Origin of the sequence: Sulfurimonas sp. (genome assembly GCF_050296975.1) — a bacterium.
Lineage (GTDB): Bacteria > Campylobacterota > Campylobacteria > Campylobacterales > Sulfurimonadaceae > Sulfurimonas.
In genome coordinates this window covers 1-17476 of record NZ_JBNKRX010000028.1, presented here as the reverse complement: position 1 = coordinate 17476, position 17476 = coordinate 1, and the positions used below count along the sequence as shown (strand labels likewise).

Here is a 17476-nt window from a genome sequence, read left to right as displayed (position 1 = left end):
GTGTCATTAGTAATACTAATGCTGCTGATATCATCATCCACGCTGTATCACCTGTATCTAATGTTGGCGCATCTTCTGCTAATGCCAATGTTGGTAATGCGAATAACATCGCTACTAGCCATTTCTTCATGTTAATCCTTTAGAAATAAAGTACGAAAATTATATACTTTCTAAAAGAGATTGAATACAAAAAATTGATTATTTTTTAAGCAGTTTAATTGATTAATTTATATGCAGTTTTTAAGGTGTGTGCTATCTATATAATAGAAGAGACTATAAATCTCTTTCTATTACACGTTTAAATGTGTTGAAGTAGTTATCTTGAAGTTGTGCCATAGACATTGTTACATCATTGATTTTGATCGAATCGCCACCAACAGTTCCAATTTTCTCACATACAAGAGACTGGTTTACCTCTGCTTCAAAAGCAGCTGCATTTTCAGGTTTTACAGAAACAATCGCACGGCTGAAAGATTCAGCGAAGATGTCACGCTCATCACCTACAGACATTGTTACGTCACATCCAAGACCAGAAGTTGCAGCCATTTTAGCTAATGCAATAGCTACACCACCACTTGATGCATCTTTAGCACACTCTAGTAAGTGTTTTTTATTTGCTTCGATCACTAATTCCCAAAGAGCAAGCTCTTTTTTGTAGTCAATTTCTGGAAGCGTTCCTGCAACTGTGCCACAGATCTCTTTCATATATAATGAACCACCAAACTCACTTTTTGACTCACCAACAAGGTAAAGGATATCACCCTCATTTTGGAAAGTTGAAAGAAGTACATTGTTTTGGTCATCATTCACACCAACAGTAGCAATCGAAGGTGTTGGAAAAACTGAAACGCCGTTTGTTTCATTATAAAGTGAAACGTTTCCACCAATAACTGGCGTAGTTAACTCAGCACATGCTTCTTTGATCCCTAAACAACCTTCACCAAACTGCCACATAACCTCTGGATTTTCAGGATTACCATAGTTAAGACAGTCTGTAATTGCTAAAGGACGAGCACCGCTCATTGCAACGTTTCTTCCAGACTCAATAACAGCAGCAGCCCCACCGCCTCTTGGATCGATAAAACAGTAACGAACATTACAGTCAGCCGACATAGCTAAAGCACGACCATTCTCTTTTACACGGATTACAGAAGCATCAAGCTCCCCACCTTTTTTTACCGTGTTTGTTTGTACCATTGAATCGTACTGCGTATAGATCCAAGATTTGTCAACTACTTCCATAGATTTAGTTAATTTTTCAAACGCTTCTTGGTTTGAAACTTTTGCAAAGTCATTTATAGTAGTATCTTTGATCTCATCTAAGTAAGCTGGTCTACTCATTGGACGGTTAAGTTCTGGTGCTTCTTCAGAAACTGGATCAACAGGAACTTCAGCAACTCTCTCTCCATGCCAGAAAAGCTCCATATTTCCAGTATTTGTTACTTCACCAATAACCGCAGCATCAAGATCCCATTTTTCAAAAATCTTGATGATCTCTGCTTCGCTTCCTTTTTTAGCACAAAGAAGCATACGCTCTTGTGATTCACTAAGCATAAAGTCATACGGAGTCATCCCCTCTTCACGAGCAGGAACTTTATCTAAATGCATAATCATCCCTGAGCCTGAACGACCAGCCATCTCAAACGATGAAGATGTAAGCCCAGCTGCACCCATATCTTGAATACCAACAACATAGTCAGTTTTGAAAAGCTCTAAACATGCTTCTAAAAGAAGTTTTTCAGTAAATGGATCACCCACTTGTACTGTAGGGCGAAGAGATTTTGACTCTTCTGTAAAACTATCTGAACTCATCACAGCTCCACCAAGACCGTCACGACCAGTTTTTGCGCCAACATATAAAACTGGATTGCCGATCCCCTCAGCACGACCATAGAAAATCTCGTCAGATTTTGCAAGACCAAGCGTAAAAGCATTTACTAAAATATTTCCGTTATAACACTCATCAAAACTTGTCTCACCACCAATAGTAGGCACTCCCATACAGTTACCATAACCACCAATCCCCTCAGTTACACCACGCACTAAATAACGTTGGTGTTTAGAGATATCGTCATCGTTTAAAACATTACCAAAACGAAGTGCATTTAAATTTGCAACAGGACGCGCACCCATTGTAAATACATCACGCATTATTCCACCAACACCTGTAGCAGCACCTTGGTACGGCTCGATGAAACTTGGGTGATTGTGTGACTCCATCTTAAATACAGCAGCATACCCATCGCCAATGTCAATCACACCAGCATTTTCCCCTGGACCTTGAATAACCCACGGAGCTGATGTTGGAAAACCTTTTAGGTGTACTTTTGAAGATTTGTACGAACAGTGCTCAGACCACATAGCTGAAAACACACCAAGCTCTACTAAGTTTGGCTCACGTCCTAAAATCTCTTTTATATGTTTATAATCCTCTTGACTTAACTTGTGGTTGGCAAGTTGTGTATCAATGTCAGGTAATTGTTGGCTCACGGATAGTTCCTAAAAATTTGGTTTTTAAATGCGGATTATATCAAAACTGAGGTAAAAAAAGTTTTAAAGTGCTTTTTCTTTAAATACCTCTAAATACTTTTTCACTTTTGCTTCTACTTCTCCTTCTAAAGTATCACTCCATTTGTCAAGTTCTTCAAAACTCCATCCGTCAAGGGCTCCACTTTGATAGTTTTCTTCCCATTTTTTTACTTCATCATCTTGTGATTCCGTTTGTGCATTATATAAAATCTCTATCATTGACAATTTGATCAAATCTTTTTTATTATATATATACTTTTTAACTGATTTAATATCCATAATTTTTTTATTATTTATCAATAGTATCTCATTTTTATTACCTATAGCACTTGCGACTTTTTCCAATAGAACTTCGTTTTTACTTCCTCTAAACTCTTTAATAACTTGATCATACACCTCTATTGCTTCTTCTGAACGTTCAAGTGTGCCTAATCTAACACCTTTATTAACCATAGCTTTTGCAACTTGTTCCAATAGAACTTCGTTTTTACTTCCTCTAAACTCTTTAATAACTTGATCATACACCTCTATTTCTTCTTCTGAACGTTCAAGTGTGCCTAATGTAACACCTTTTGCAAACAAACCATCAATTTTTTCTTGTTGAGATGTTGCTTTTTGTAAAGCATTTTCTAAAAATACTAAACCATCTACAAATTCATTTTGTTTATACTTTTGTAAAAACTTTGTATACCACTGACTGAATGTATATTTGCTATCATCCTCTCCCAAACTTTCTGCTTCAGCTTCAATCTCTTCTGAAGTTTTTGTTGTTAAACTTTTTATTGTATCAGTAAGCTGTTTATACTCTTTATCATGTTTTTGCCTTTGTTCTTCAGCTTTGTTATCTATCTCGTTTAATACTTTTTGACCTTCTTTTTCCAAAATTGCCAAAGATTCATCTGCTTTAATTTTTACTTGTTTAAGATACTCTTTTAGTAATGGATCTAGTTTCTTTTTTGCCCTCTCGTCTAACCAATCTTTTACTTTATTTGATGAACTTATATATGTGGCTACAGAAACCCCTACCAAAAGTATTGTTATAACAATACCTAGCCACATTGTTATGTAATCCCGAACAGCAGTTCTTTCATTTATATCATTAATCCGTTTATCTTGAACAGCTATATCTTTATCTAATGTTTTGTTAATACGTATTTCAAGTTCTTTAAGAGCTTTTTCCAAATCATCTATTTTTTTATCAGTATGTAAGTTTTGCGTTTGTTTTAGTTTCTCAATCTCTAATTTTAATTCAAAAATTTGTTGTTGATAATTTACTTTATTATTTGTATTTGCAGCATAAATTGCTGTAGAAAAAGTGATAAAGAAGACTAGTATTTGAAAGATTTTTTTATACATAGCAAAGATTCCTACAAAAAATATTACAAAGATTATAACACAACGATTACTTATTTTGTTCTAATCTGTTCTAATGAAAAGAAAAATCTTTCTTAGTGCGGATATTTTTTTTTAGTGAGAAGATGTTTATGTACTCGATCAACTCGATCTCGTACTCTTTGACACCTTTGGGAAGTTTCACTTTAAAGTCATCTCCCTCTTCTTTGCCGATCATAGCCTTTGCTAGTGGAGAGTGGATCGAGATCAGACCATTTTCAATCTCGCTTTCTAGTACACCACAGAGTGTGTATTTTTCAACTTCATCGGTATCAATATTTACGATGGTTACCGTACTGCCAAAAGATACTTTTTGATGAGAGTGAGTAGATGGGTCGATCACAGTTGCGGCTTTGATCATTTTATCAAGATAAAAAAGGCGTTTGTCTATAAAACGGAGTTTCTCTTTTGCCGCTTGGTAGTCTGCATTTTCGCTACGGTCACCTAAAGCAGCAGCGACCCTTTTTTCCTCTGCAGTTTTAGGTTTTTCAATCTCAAGTAAAAACTTGAATTCTTCAACAAGAAGGTCATACCCATCTAAGCTCATAGGTTCTTGCATATATTAGTGTTCAAACCCTAATATGTAGTACGTATCTTTTTGTGGCAATTTTTCGACTTGCACTTTATACTTATCACTAAAATGTTTCACTTTTTCATGCGCTTCTTCATTCAACGCTTCAGTTTGCGCTTCGATTTTGATTTTCAAGTAGTCTTTTGAATTTGAAAGTGCAACATAAGAGTTATTTACTTTTAAATGATCATGTAAATCCATGATATGCTTTTCAATTTTTGCATACTCTTTTGTGTTGTTTTTTATAGTTTCAAACTGGCTAACCAATGATGAATTTGGCACATATCCAAGTTGTCTTAGCATCGCATCATTATGCATAGTACAAGTCCTTTTTTAGTAATTTGATTAAGATAAAAATCATATCAGTTTTTTGTAAATATTCAGTCTGATTTTATTTATTCGTTATATAATTGTAGTATATAAACTTTGGAGACTCAAGCACTATGACAGAAGAAATTTTAAAAAAGATTAAACAGCTTCCACCACTACCAGAATCTGCAATGCAGATAGAAGCTGTCTATCAAGACCCTAATAGTACTTTTAATGATATGGTGAAAATCTTAGAACAAGACCCCCTTTTAACAGCAGATATTTTAAAAGCAGCAAACTCTCCACTATACGGTTTTTCTCGTGAGATCAATGCAATCTCTCAAGCTGTAGGACTTTTTGGTATGGGAACTGTTCGTGGTTTTGCCTTAGCTTCAATCGTTAAAAAAAGTTTTGCGCTTGATCTTTCACCGTATGGTATCTCTGACGATATGTTTTCAATGCTTTCAAAAAAACAACATGGACTTGTAACTGCATGGTGTTTAAGAAAAGAGAACAAACTGATGGGTGTACTTTCACCTGCGGCATTTTTAGTTGAGATTGGTAAAGTACTTATAGCTCAACAGGTGATTGCAGATGAAAAACAAGAGGCGTTTCGTGATGCTTTAAAAGAGCTGCAAAATGTTGAAGAAGCAGAGAGAGAAATCGTAGGCGTTGATACACCAGAAGTAAGTGCATCTATCTTTACACAATGGAAATTTGAGACAAACCTTATAGATGTTATAGGGCATTGTGAAGATCCTGAAAAAGCAGAAAATGAAGATACAAAACGTGCAGCAAAAATACTTCATGTTGTACGTGTAGCAGTACCTATCAATGGTGTGATTACAGATGCAAGTATTGCAGCGGCAAAAGAGTTGATCGAACAATATGAACTCGATTTAGAAAGCTTTGAAAAAGCACTTGAAAACTTTTAATTACAACGATTTAAAAGCTTGAAATCTTTACTTATTAAGCTCACTCATGGACTGAGTGAGCAAGATATCTCCGAACATGAACAACAAACTATACAGCCTTGGTATGCCGCAGGATATTTAACTCGTAAAAACAATGTTTATCAATTTCATTCAAAATACCGTGCAGGTACTTTAGGACTTGTACAACAAAGTTCGGCTTATTTACATGTCATTGGTGAAAATGTTAAAGACCTTTTTATCGAAGATATAGGTGTTGCAACTGAGGGTGATCTTATAATTGCAAAAAGATTACTTGGAAAACGTGGAACTCCTGCAGCTGTTATCGCTGAAGTTGTTGGGCGAGAACAAACGTACTCAATCGGCTACATTATTGAAAAATATGATCATAGATCGTTAGTAGATATCAAAACAGATCACCCTATAGGTGCTGAATTTAGTGTTGATGAATTAAACTCTCATAATTTAGGGGATGTTTTCAAAGTAGACAATTATGAAAACAAGGTATTAGAGTTTTTAGGAAATATCGATGACCCACTTGTAGATGAAAAGATAGTCCTTGCACAATTTAATAAACATGATGAGTTTGATGAAGAGGTGTTGGAACTCGCACAATCATTTAAAGAGGTTGATGCTTCTAAGTATCCAAAACGTCGTGATTTACGTTCACTTCCATTTGCTACAATTGACCCTGTTACTGCAAAAGATTTTGATGATGCTATTTGTTGGGATCAGGAGAACACAACACTTTATGTAGCAATTGCAGATGTGAGTGAATATGTAAAACCTTTTGGTCCTATAGATAACGAAGCGATATACAGAAGTTTTTCGATCTATCTGCCACATCGCTCTATCCCTATGTTACCACGGCAACTAAGTGAAACTCTTTGTTCATTACAACCCCACAAAGACAGACTTTCATATGTTTTTGAGATGAAACTTGACCTTGATGCTTTAGAGGTAATACATTCCGAAGTGTATGAAGCGATTATCCATTCAAAAAGACGTTTTAACTACGAAGAGATCGACAGATTTTTTGAGGGCAAATTAAAAGCTACTAATGCTGATGAAAAACAGGTACTTCAAGCGATCTCTCAACTCAAGCCTGTAACAGATGCCCTACGTGAAAAAAGATTGCAAATAGGTTTTGATTTTAGATCAAGTGAGATTGAGATGGAGCTTGATGAAAATCATCATATAGTTGCAACATACGAAGCAGAGGAAACACCATCACATATGCTTATTGAAGATTGTATGCTTTTAGCAAATAAAGAAGCGGCCTCTAGGTATGAGCGTGGAATTTTTAGGATTCATGAGCCACCAAGTCAAACAAAACTCCAACTCCTTTATCAAGAATTATCTGCTATTGGGATACAAATAGAGATCAAAGATACTGTTAAAGAAACCATCGAGTTTATCCAAGCACAAGCACGTGATTTGGATTTAGAGAGTGAAGTCGATACTTTAATCATCCGTGCACAGATGCAAGCACGTTACTCTCCACTAAACTATGGGCACTTTGGACTTGGATTTGAGCGTTATACACACTTTACATCTCCTATTAGACGTTATAGTGATTTGATCGTTCACCGCTTACTCAAAGCTATCAATGCAGGTGATACTGCTGAGGGCTCTTATGTTTTACGAAACATCGAATCTTTAGCAATGGCAATTAGTGAAAAAGAGCGCGAAGCAAGTACTATAGAAGTGGAATTTATGGCTAGAAAATATGCGCGTTGGGCAAATGAAAATCTTGGACGTGAATTTAAAGCAAAAATCACAGCAACTGACCCAGAGTTAAGAGCTGATCTTAAAGATGAAATTATTGGAGCAAAACTTCAAGTTACAGCACACGATAACTATGTACTTTTTGAAGATGTCATTGTTCGTTTAGACAAAGTTGATATTGCTCGTGCAAAAATATTTGCAACTATTGTGAGACGTGCTGATGTATAAAGCAGAGTTTGACAAACATATCCAAAATAAGAGTCTTTCAAACAGTTTTGTCTTTTTTGGTGAAAGCAGTTTTCTCATTGATATGTACACAAAAATGATGACAAATATCGATGATGCAAACACTCTAACTTTTTACTACGATGAGTATGATTTTAACTCCGCAAAAGCACATCTTTCACAAGCCTCTCTTTTTGGTGGCAATAACGTTTTAGTCATTAAAAGTGAAAAAAAAGTCAACAAAAAAGAGCTTGAAACACTCGTCGCTTTATGTGAAAAGAATCAAGACAATGTTTTTGTCTATGCCTATTATGGAAGTGATTATAAAGCTTATGCTAAAGGATTTGCTAATGCAAAAACAATGAGTGTACGTTTTTTCAATCCAAAAGAGTATGAAGCACAAAATATCATCCTCTCTTTAGCATCCCAAAAGAACATAAATATTGGTAAATTCACAGTTTCACATCTACTCAATACCCACAATGCAGATGTAGCATTAGCTGCTAATGAACTAGACAAACTCGCTGTGTTTGATAGAGAGATAACAACAAAAGATATTGACAATGTTGTGTATGGTTTAGGAGAGATAAATCTTGAAGATTTTATGAAAAAACTCTTAGAAAAAAAAGATATCACAGAAGATTTGCAAAATATCTTAGAACATGGTGAAGATGAGATTAGAATTTTAACTACGCTTACATCTTACATCACTCAACTTTATATGTTTAACATCTACATTCGTGTAAATGGAACTCCAAATGCCTTAGATATTTTAGGTTATCCGGCACCGAAGTTTGTAGTAGATGCAAAAGCTGCCCAAGCTATAAAAATAAAACCACAAACTTATTATAAACTACATGAACTGTTATTAAAAAGTGAGTTAAAAATGAAAAGTACCCACACAGATAAAGGTGCGATTTTACGCTCTAGTCTTATAAAATTTCAAAAAAATCTTTAAAAAACATTTTAGTTAAAATATAATGATTATCATTTAATAAAAGCTATTGTACAATACAAATATGGAAAATTATACAGAAATGTTAAGGTCTCACAACCTAAAAGCAACGCCTCAACGTCTTGAAATCACGAATGCTTTGATGGTTCATGGGCACTTAACTATAGAAAAACTCTATGATATATTGTTAAGTAAATTCAACTCGATTTCGTTGGCTACAATTTATAAAAATATAAATTTGATGATAGAATCTGCCTTTATTCAAGAGGTGAAAATTCCTAAAGCCAAATCAGTATATGAGTTAACAAAAGAGACACACTCACATATGGCATGTGAAAAATGTGGACATGTGGAAGATATTACTATTGACCTCTCTACAATTACAAATCTAGATGCAAAGACAGACTTTCAAATAAAAAAAGTTGATGTCGTTTTATCTGGTCTTTGCAAAAACTGTCAATAACTTTTTTCTTTTAACATCCTCTTAGAACTCTTTGAGTATAATCACGCATTAATTTTAAAAAAGGTTAATTTATGCGTGGTTATAAAATTTTTGCTGGTACTGCAAGTGTCGATTTTGCAAAGGAAATTTGTTCTATTTTAGATGTGCCATTAGCAAAAGCTGATGTTAAAAAGTTTAGTGATGGTGAAATCTCTGTTCAAATCTCAGAATCTGTTCGTGGTCGTGATGTATTTATAGTACAATCTACTGGTGCACCATCTAACGACAATTTGATGGAACTTCTTATCATGACAGATGCACTTCGTCGCTCTTCTGCTTCAAGCATCACAGCAGTTGTCCCTTACTATGGATATGCAAGACAAGATCGTAAAGCTGCTCCAAGAGTTCCAATTACTGCAAAACTTGTAGCTGATATGTATCAAACAGCTGGAATTGATAGAGTTGTAACAATCGACTTACACGCTGGACAAATCCAAGGTTTCTTTGATATTCCAGTTGATAACCTGTATGGAAGTATCACTTTTGAACAATATATAAAATCAAAAAATTTAAAAAACCCTATTATTGCTTCTCCAGATATTGGTGGTGTTGCACGCGCTAGATACTTTGCTAGTAGAATGGGCTTGGAGATGGTTATCGTTGATAAACGTCGTGAAAAAGCAAATGAGAGTGAAGTTATGAACATCATTGGAAGCGTTGAAGGTCATGATGTAATTATGATTGATGATATGGTAGATACTGCTGGAACTATGGTAAAAGCTGCAACTGCTCTTAAAAATAAAGGAGCAAATTCTGTAATGGCTTGTGCAACGCATGGAGTACTCAGTGGAAAAGCTTACGATAACCTAACAAATGGTGAACTTGATGAGCTCATCATCACAAACACACTAGAAACAAAACCACATTCTAAAATCAGAGTTTTAACAGTAGCCCCACTTTTCGCTGAAGTAATCCGTAGAGTTTACCACAACGAGAGTGTAAACAGCCTGTTTATGTAGAGGACAGCATTGAAAAATATTAGAAACTTTTCTATTATAGCCCACATCGATCATGGTAAAAGTACCTTAGCCGATCGCATTATCCAAGAGTGTGGTGCAGTGAGTGATAGAGAGCTCACAAAACAGATGATGGATACTATGGATATTGAGCAAGAACGTGGAATCACGATCAAAGCACAATCTGTTAGACTTGACTATGTAAAAGATGGTGAGCACTATATCTTAAACCTTATAGACACTCCGGGCCACGTAGATTTTTCTTATGAGGTTAGTAAATCTCTCGCTTCATCTGATGGTGCGCTTTTAATAGTTGATGCTGCACAAGGTGTTGAAGCACAAACGATTGCAAATGTTTACTTGGCAATGGAAAATGATCTTGAACTTATTCCCGTGATTAACAAGATCGACCTTCCAGCTGCGGAACCTGAACGTGTAGCAGAAGAGATTGAAACTTCGATCGGGATCGATGCAACTGATGCAGTACTTGTAAGTGCAAAAACAGGTATAGGTATCCGTGAGCTGATCGATGCTATAGTTGAACGTGTTCCAGCTCCTGTTGGTGATCCAGATGCCACTACAAAAGCGATCATTTACGATAGCTGGTTTGATAACTATCTTGGTGCACTTGCACTTGTTCGTGTATTTGATGGATCAATCAAAAAAAATCAACTTATCAAACTTATGAGTTCTGGAGAGGAGCATCAAGTACTTGATCTTATGTACCCACATCCAAAAGCAAAAATAAAAACACAAACTATTGATGCTGGAGAGATCGGAATCGTAGTTTTAGGGCTTAAAGATGTAAGTGTAATCAACGTAGGTGATACGATAACAGATGCTAAAAATCCAGCAACTGAGCCTGTTGGTGAGTATGAACCAGCAAAACCATTTGTATTTGCTGGACTTTATCCAATCGATACAGATAAGTTTGAAGATTTGCGTGAGGCATTAGACAAACTACGTTTAAATGACTCTTCACTCTCTTATGAGCCTGAGACTTCTATAGCTCTTGGTTTTGGTTTTCGGGTTGGATTTTTAGGGATGCTTCATATGGAAGTCATCAAAGAGCGTTTAGAGCGTGAATTTGATCTTGACCTCATCGCTACTGCACCATCGGTTGTATACCATGTATATCTTACTGATGGCACTCAAATAGAGGTACAAAACCCATCTGAACTTCCACCTGTTCAAAAAATTGACAAAATTACTGAGCCATATGTACGTGCAACCGTAATTACTCCAAGTGAATACCTTGGAAATATCATCACTCTTTTAGTTACCAAACGCGGAAATCAAACAAAAATGACTTATCTTAACGAAGATAGAGTTATGCTTGAGTATGAAATCCCGATGAATGAAATCGTAGTTGATTTTTATGATACGCTCAAATCTATCTCAAAAGGGTATGCTTCATTTGATTATGAACCACTTGATTTTAAAGAGGGTGATCTTGTTAAACTTGACATCAAAGTTGCAGGGGAAGCGGTAGATGCACTAAGTGTTATAGTCCCTCGTAATCAAGCACTCTCTCGTGGTCGTGCACTTACGAAAAATATGAAAGAGTTGATCCCTCGCCAACTTTTTGAAGTAGCTGTTCAAGCTTCTCTTGGTTCTCAAGTTATTGCTCGTGAAACTGTAAAATCTGTAGGGAAAAACGTAACTGCAAAATGTTATGGTGGTGATATCACTCGTAAACGTAAACTACTAGAAAAACAAAAAGCTGGTAAGAAGCGTATGAAAGCAATTGGCAAGGTACAACTGCCTCAAGAAGCGTTTATGTCTGTACTTAAAATGGACTAATATGCGATGTTTAATGTGTGAAAATTTCTCTTTTTCACACATTTGCACTTCATGTCAAACTAACTTTTTACAACCCTCTTTATATAAACGAAAACTCCAAAACAATATAGAACTTATCTCTTTTTATAAATACGATGATATTAAAAAACTGCTTCATACGAAACACACCGATCTAGGGTTTTATATCTACAATATTTTGGCAGAACTCTCATTTAAAAAATTTGCCGAGGAGTTTCATACAGATGAAAACTTTGTATCTATTGCAGTCGATGACCATATACGCAGTGGTTATTCTCATACTGCCATTTTAAACAAACATCTTAACTCTTATAATATCAAACCACTTTACAACAAACTTCGCGCTCAAAATAGAGTCTCATACTCAGGAAAATCAAAATACTTCAGAGAAACAAATCCAAGAGATTTTCAAATAAAAAGTATTCAAGCAAAGCAAGTCATCTTAGTTGATGATATTGTGACCACAGGTGCAACACTCCAACAAGCCATAAACAAATTAGGCAAAGGAAGAGTTTCACTATGCCTCAGTCTTGTTGATATGAGACAAAAATAACTACTATTTAATAATCTTACTAAGAACTACCACATAAAAAGCGATACGAGGAATTTTACTTACATAGCTAAACTGTGTAGCTGTTTTTTTAATCGCTACTACAATGTAGCCTTTATCTATATTTGTTGTGATATTTTCTATAAAAGAACCTATAGTGTTGATGTCATAAACACTTTCACATTTAATGTAGAGTTTATCGCCTGAGTCTACTTTAGACTCTGGGTCAGGTATCATCTCGTAGCATCTTTGGATGTGTACTTCATCTAGCTCGAATTTTCTTAGGTAGCGGGTTATTTGGTCTAGTTCATACATTTTTAACCTCTAGTGTATTTCGTCCCTGTAGCAGTATAAATAACACGTTTACCGTAAAAATCTCCATCCTCTTTATCTTCTGATGATGGGCGGTTTACAATCCAGTCGGCATAATTGGAAGAGTGGTGAAGATATTTATGTTTAAGTTGTTTATATAATGCAAGGTTTTTTTCTTTTAATTGCATATTACTTTTTAGTTCTTTGTATGCTTGAGCAAGAACAGTATCTTTTGAAAAATCATAGTTGCTTAAACTTCCAAACGGAACTCTTTCAACACCATCTTTTTCACTCCCTTGTTCTACACTATCATATACATTTTTATATACAGCTCTATTGTGCATAAGTTTAAGACTAACATGCTCATAAGTATTGCCAACTTGTTTTTTATGCATATAAATAAATGCTGTGTGAACAGGAGGGACATAAGTGACAAAGTTAGCATATGGTTGATGTGCTTCTATGATAATACAATAAAACCCGTCTTCTTTAGCATCTTTAATCTCTTTAAGAGATTTAGCTTGGACTACATTTGTAGTCTCCATCCAATGGTATTTATTATTCCATGCTTCAATTTTTTTCTTTAATCTCATTGAAATAGAAGTACTGCGAACATGCATCATACCTATTTTTACAGTTTCACTCTCTACATTGTACCCACCGCCAACATCTGCATGAGCACCTGGGAATGTTATCTCTTCAAATTGAATAGTATTGTTTGCAATATTTCTAACAGTTTTTTGATGTTTAACTTGACCTGATTCAAATATAGAATACGCGTCAAAGTTATATCTGTACTCATCATCTGCCATAAGATGGGCAATTTGTCCCACTTTTTTATCTCCATCATTTGCAAAAAAGTCTATGTTTAGGTCTTTATAGTCGTTTGATTGCACCATACCATAATGTGTAACAGTATCACAAATTCCAACAAATCGAAATGAGAGTGAGTCTATAGTGATAGGTGCTTTTTTATAAAAAGGATTTCTTCGTATAACTTTTCCATGACGATACTCTTTTACATCTGTTTTCAAAGGGTTATAAAATGCTTTCCCGTCAAATACTATATATCCATCGGCACCATAAAAAGGTTCAAACATATCTTTGCCCTCTTTCATTTTTACACTATATTCTCTATTTCCATTTGGTACTAGTTCAGTATCTTTAAGTATAGAGCAGATAAAGTGTCTTGCGGATGTAGCCCCGCGCGAAAAACCAAATACATCAAGTACCAACTCATCTATATGGGTAATATTTGTACTTCTTAGTTGATCAGCTATCTTTTCACAACTATAGACGATATGGGCTATAACCCCTGTTTCATCCTCACCTGTTCCTAGTCCAAAAAGAGCGTTATCAGATTCATACCCCTCATCTACATAAGGGTTATGTGTCCCCGAACCACTCTCATAAAGTTTAAATCTAGTTACTGGAAGTGCATCTTTATTGTTTTTAACATCATCGCCATCATAGACATGGTAAAGTCTCTCTATATTTGTTTTACCATTTGTAAAACTGCTATCGCCATCTTGTGGAAGTATCTTATCTTGAACAAACTTTCCAACTGTTCCTTCATCAACCTTTTCTTTCCCATTCTTTACATCTACCAAATACTCAAACACCTCTTTGGCATGATCAGCTTTTGTGCTCTCCAGCACTGTTTTAAAAGCTACCTCGTCATTTTCATCCAAGTTAGACTTTTCATCAAAGTAGCGTATATTTTTTTTCTCATCTATTTGAGAGATGATGATTTTAATTGTTTCTGGGGAGAGTTTTGGATTTGGAGTTCTTAAAATGTAGTCTTGGATTTTTTCGTATTTCCATATTGGTAATGGTTCAAGAGGTTTCCCTTTATTTTTATAAATATCCTCAGCAGGTTCTTTTAAAAACTCACTAAAGTTCCTATAAAAGTCAATATTGTACATATTGTTTTTAGTACCGTCATAAAAGATCCCATACTCTACTATCAGTTCAGGCATATAAGAGATGGTAGTTTTATCTTCATAGAGTGTCACTTCTAACTCTTGTGTTTTTGAAGCTTTTTTAAGGTTGTACACATAAGGCATAGAGATGATGATGTAAGACTTTGGCGGTTCTTGATCTTCACTTGCAGATGAGAACTCTTTATAAAGTATCTCATCACTTAACGTTCGTGTAAAAGGTAAAATAGCTACACTTTTTTGGGTATCGTTTACTTTGAGAACATCCTCTAGGTTTTCATACGCGTGTGTATATTTTTTAGACTTTAAAACAGTTCCGTAAGATTTTACTTGTTTTAAACTTGCTTGTGTAAGTTTTACAAGTTTTTTTTCAACTGGAACTTCATTGAGTGTAGTTAAAGCGTTGAGTACTAAACCTTCACTCTCTTTTTCGATCGCTTTTGTGAGGTATGGAGCGTATTTGTCTTTTGCCTGTTTTAAGATCTTCTCTTTATCTGTTTCATCTTTACCTACTAACTCCTCGGTCTCTTTAAGACTTACGATCATATAAGCAAGGCGTACTTTTTTATCGTCTTGAAGAGGTTTATCATCTACAGAACAAAACTCTTGAAAGTGCATCCCCTCATTACTTGTAAAGTATACCCTACCATCATAGATACTGTTACTCATTTTTTGCTCCTAGTTTTTTTAGATGGTATTTTGCATCATATTTAGATGTAGTTTTTAAAGATTTTTTATACCACTCTATAGCTTTTTCTTTATCTTTTAAATCTGTTTCATAAAGATAGCCAAGCCCATATGCTGCATCTTGTTGTCCAGCTTGATACGCTTTTAAAAACCACTCTATAGCTTGGTTATACTTCTTTAAATCTTGGTATGTTAAAGCGGCGCTAAACGCACAATCCTCACATTGCACTTTTTCATACCCTTGTTTATACCAATAGAGACCTTTTTCTTGATCTTTTAAAACATTTTTATAAAGATATCCTAGTCGGGTCACGGAATCTTTACTCCCTAACTCAACCCCTTTTTTATACCACTCGATTGCTTTATCATAGTCTTTAAAATTATCTTCATAAAGTGTCCCTAAGCCCCAGACGGCATTGATACTTCCAAGTTTGACTGCTTTCAACGCATACTTTTCAGATTTATTAAAATCTTGATAACCTTTTTCTGTTTTATAAAAAAGTGCTAAAGCTTCATATCCACCAGCTTCTCCTAATTTACCAACTTTTTCAAATGTTTCTATAGCTTCTGGATACTTATGTTGTTTTCTATAGATATGTCCTACCGCTAAAAGGGAGTAAACATTTCCTTGATCAGCTGCTTTTTGGTACCACTTAAGCGCTTGTTTGTAGTTCAGTTGTCGATCGTACTCTACACCTAAGTTGTGTGCAGCTTTTATATGACCTGCATTTGCGGCTGTTGTATAGTATGGAATAGCTTTATTTGGTTGACCAAATGCAGAAGAGTATAAACTTCCAAGTTGTGCATAAGATTCTATACTTCCTTTTTCTGCACCTTTTTCAAAGTATTCTTTTGCTTTTTGTAGATCATTTTTTCTTGAATAATATAGAGCTACACAGTTATACCCTTGCAGTTTACCTTGATCTATAAGTGCTTCATAACTTTTTAGATCATCTAACGTATAACTCTCTTTGTTACATTGATCTATGTTGTAGGTGCTTTTTTGAAGTTTTATAGCTTCGTCAGCATAACTAGTAGTTAAAAATACAAAAAAGAAAAAGAGTATAAAAATTTTTAAAAGTTGTTGCATAGTAAAGTTTCCTAAATTATTTAGTATTATTTTTTACTTCTTGCTCAACTCTTTCATCATGAACAAGTGAAGTGTGAGCAGCATCCTCTATTTTACCATCAATATAAGCCATAAAGTTAATCTCGTGCACTTTTTCTTCTTTAAGGTTATGAGTGATTACATCTTTTCCGTTATAGTCTGCTTTATTCTTCTCTTCAATATCCCATCTTATCTGCGCAATTTCATCCTCTCTTGGTTCTTCTACGTTAAGAATAGCGTTACATTCACCCTCTTCTTGTGAGACATATTCAGTTACAATATCTTCTACTTCAAGATAACGTTTCAACTCACTTATAGCATACCCCTCTTCATCAGAGTTTGCCACATAACAATGAACATGTGCGTATTTGAAGATATTATCCTCTTGGATATTTACAGTCATGGTTAGACCATCCTCTGTTATAGTATCTTCTATTGGGTTATCTGAGAGTATATCTTTATCATCACTATTGTTATTTTTTACAAATGCCCAGACTACTTGTGATTTTTGTGTATCTGTGAGTTCTGTTTTTGCTACCCAAGCATCATCTTCATACACTTCAACTTCTGCTGTAAATGTAAGTATATCTGTTATATCTTCTTGTTTTTCTACATTTACGCTAAGGTTTGTTACTCTTACTTTGTTGTAGGCTGGTTTATCTATTTTTCGTTTCTCTACTTCTGTAGCACTTACACCACCATTACCTGATGCTGTATCTACATTTGGTGCTTTTAGATGGATTCCGCTTCCATCAACTGTAAGTACACTTCCACCACATTTTAGACTTATTCCGTCTTGTGCTAGTATTTCAAAAGTGCCTGTTGTATGTTTTTCACTTTTTGATTTGACATGGTACGCCTCTGTGACATCTAGTCTATACTCTTTACCCACTTGGATAAATACATTGCTGAGATATTTTTGTTTTACATCTTTATGGACATATTGGTGGAGTAATCCT

14 protein-coding genes and 1 pseudogene are annotated in these 17476 nt (G+C 35.0%); 7 read left to right on the top strand and 8 right to left on the bottom strand.

Going from position 1 to position 17476, the window contains the following annotated elements; translation table 11 throughout:
* Positions 1–273: 273 nt before the first annotated feature.
* The 4 genes from purL to ACQY56_RS08520 form a co-directional block, all read right to left on the bottom strand.
* Positions 274–2490: a phosphoribosylformylglycinamidine synthase subunit PurL gene (gene purL, locus ACQY56_RS08535; protein ID WP_428738183.1), complete on the bottom strand. Its 2217-nt coding sequence runs from the start codon at positions 2488–2490 to the stop codon at positions 274–276.
* Between the two features lie 63 nt (positions 2491–2553).
* Positions 2554–3885, bottom strand: coding sequence for a hypothetical protein (locus ACQY56_RS08530; RefSeq protein ID WP_428738182.1), 1332 nt, complete (start codon positions 3883–3885; stop codon positions 2554–2556).
* Positions 3886–3955: 70 nt separating this feature from the next.
* Complete coding sequence (locus ACQY56_RS08525) at positions 3956–4480, bottom strand: GreA/GreB family elongation factor (RefSeq protein ID WP_428743746.1); 525 nt, start codon at positions 4478–4480, stop codon at positions 3956–3958.
* A 3-nt stretch (positions 4481–4483) separates the two neighbouring features.
* Complete coding sequence (locus ACQY56_RS08520; RefSeq protein WP_428738180.1) at positions 4484–4810, bottom strand: hypothetical protein; 327 nt, start codon at positions 4808–4810, stop codon at positions 4484–4486.
* A gap of 125 nt (positions 4811–4935) precedes the next feature.
* Here ACQY56_RS08520 and ACQY56_RS08515 point away from each other — a divergent pair, with 125 nt between their 5' ends.
* The 7 genes from ACQY56_RS08515 to ACQY56_RS08485 all read left to right on the top strand — a co-directional run bounded on the left by ACQY56_RS08515 (position 4936) and on the right by ACQY56_RS08485 (position 12473).
* Positions 4936–5736: an HDOD domain-containing protein gene (locus ACQY56_RS08515; protein ID WP_428738179.1), complete on the top strand. Its 801-nt coding sequence runs from the start codon at positions 4936–4938 to the stop codon at positions 5734–5736.
* Between the two features lie 18 nt (positions 5737–5754).
* Positions 5755–7689, top strand: coding sequence for an RNB domain-containing ribonuclease (locus tag ACQY56_RS08510; RefSeq protein ID WP_428738178.1), 1935 nt, complete (start codon positions 5755–5757; stop codon positions 7687–7689).
* On the top strand, positions 7682–8644 hold the full coding sequence (gene holA / locus ACQY56_RS08505; RefSeq protein WP_428738177.1) for a DNA polymerase III subunit delta: 963 nt from the start codon (positions 7682–7684) through the stop codon (positions 8642–8644). Before ACQY56_RS08510 ends, holA begins: the two co-directional genes overlap by 8 nt.
* A 61-nt stretch (positions 8645–8705) precedes the next feature.
* Positions 8706–9104, top strand: a complete 399-nt coding sequence (locus tag ACQY56_RS08500) for a Fur family transcriptional regulator (protein ID WP_428738176.1) — start codon at positions 8706–8708, stop codon at positions 9102–9104.
* Between the two features lie 71 nt (positions 9105–9175).
* A complete protein-coding gene (locus ACQY56_RS08495) occupies positions 9176–10102 on the top strand; it encodes a ribose-phosphate pyrophosphokinase (protein ID WP_428738175.1) in 927 nt (308 codons plus the stop codon).
* 9 nt (positions 10103–10111) lie between these two features.
* Positions 10112–11902, top strand: a complete 1791-nt coding sequence (lepA, locus tag ACQY56_RS08490; RefSeq protein WP_428738174.1) for a translation elongation factor 4 — start codon at positions 10112–10114, stop codon at positions 11900–11902.
* Position 11903: 1 nt separating this feature from the next.
* Positions 11904–12473: a ComF family protein gene (locus ACQY56_RS08485; protein ID WP_428738173.1), complete on the top strand. Its 570-nt coding sequence runs from the start codon at positions 11904–11906 to the stop codon at positions 12471–12473.
* Between the two features lie 3 nt (positions 12474–12476).
* On the opposite strand, the gene ACQY56_RS08480 is transcribed toward ACQY56_RS08485, so the two are convergent.
* The 4 genes and pseudogenes from ACQY56_RS08480 to ACQY56_RS08465 all read right to left on the bottom strand — a co-directional run.
* The gene (locus tag ACQY56_RS08480) at positions 12477–12785 is read right to left on the bottom strand and encodes a hypothetical protein (RefSeq protein WP_428738172.1); all 309 of its coding nucleotides are present in this window, start codon (positions 12783–12785) and stop codon (positions 12477–12479) included.
* Positions 12786–12787: 2 nt separating this feature from the next.
* A complete protein-coding gene (locus tag ACQY56_RS08475; protein WP_428738171.1) occupies positions 12788–15391 on the bottom strand; it encodes a phospholipase effector Tle1 domain-containing protein in 2604 nt (867 codons plus the stop codon).
* Positions 15384–16499, bottom strand: a complete 1116-nt coding sequence (locus ACQY56_RS08470; protein ID WP_428738170.1) for an SEL1-like repeat protein — start codon at positions 16497–16499, stop codon at positions 15384–15386. Before ACQY56_RS08470 ends, ACQY56_RS08475 begins: the two co-directional genes overlap by 8 nt.
* Positions 16500–16515: 16 nt before the next feature.
* A pseudogene (locus ACQY56_RS08465) lies at positions 16516–17476 on the bottom strand (type VI secretion system Vgr family protein); the annotation flags it as partial.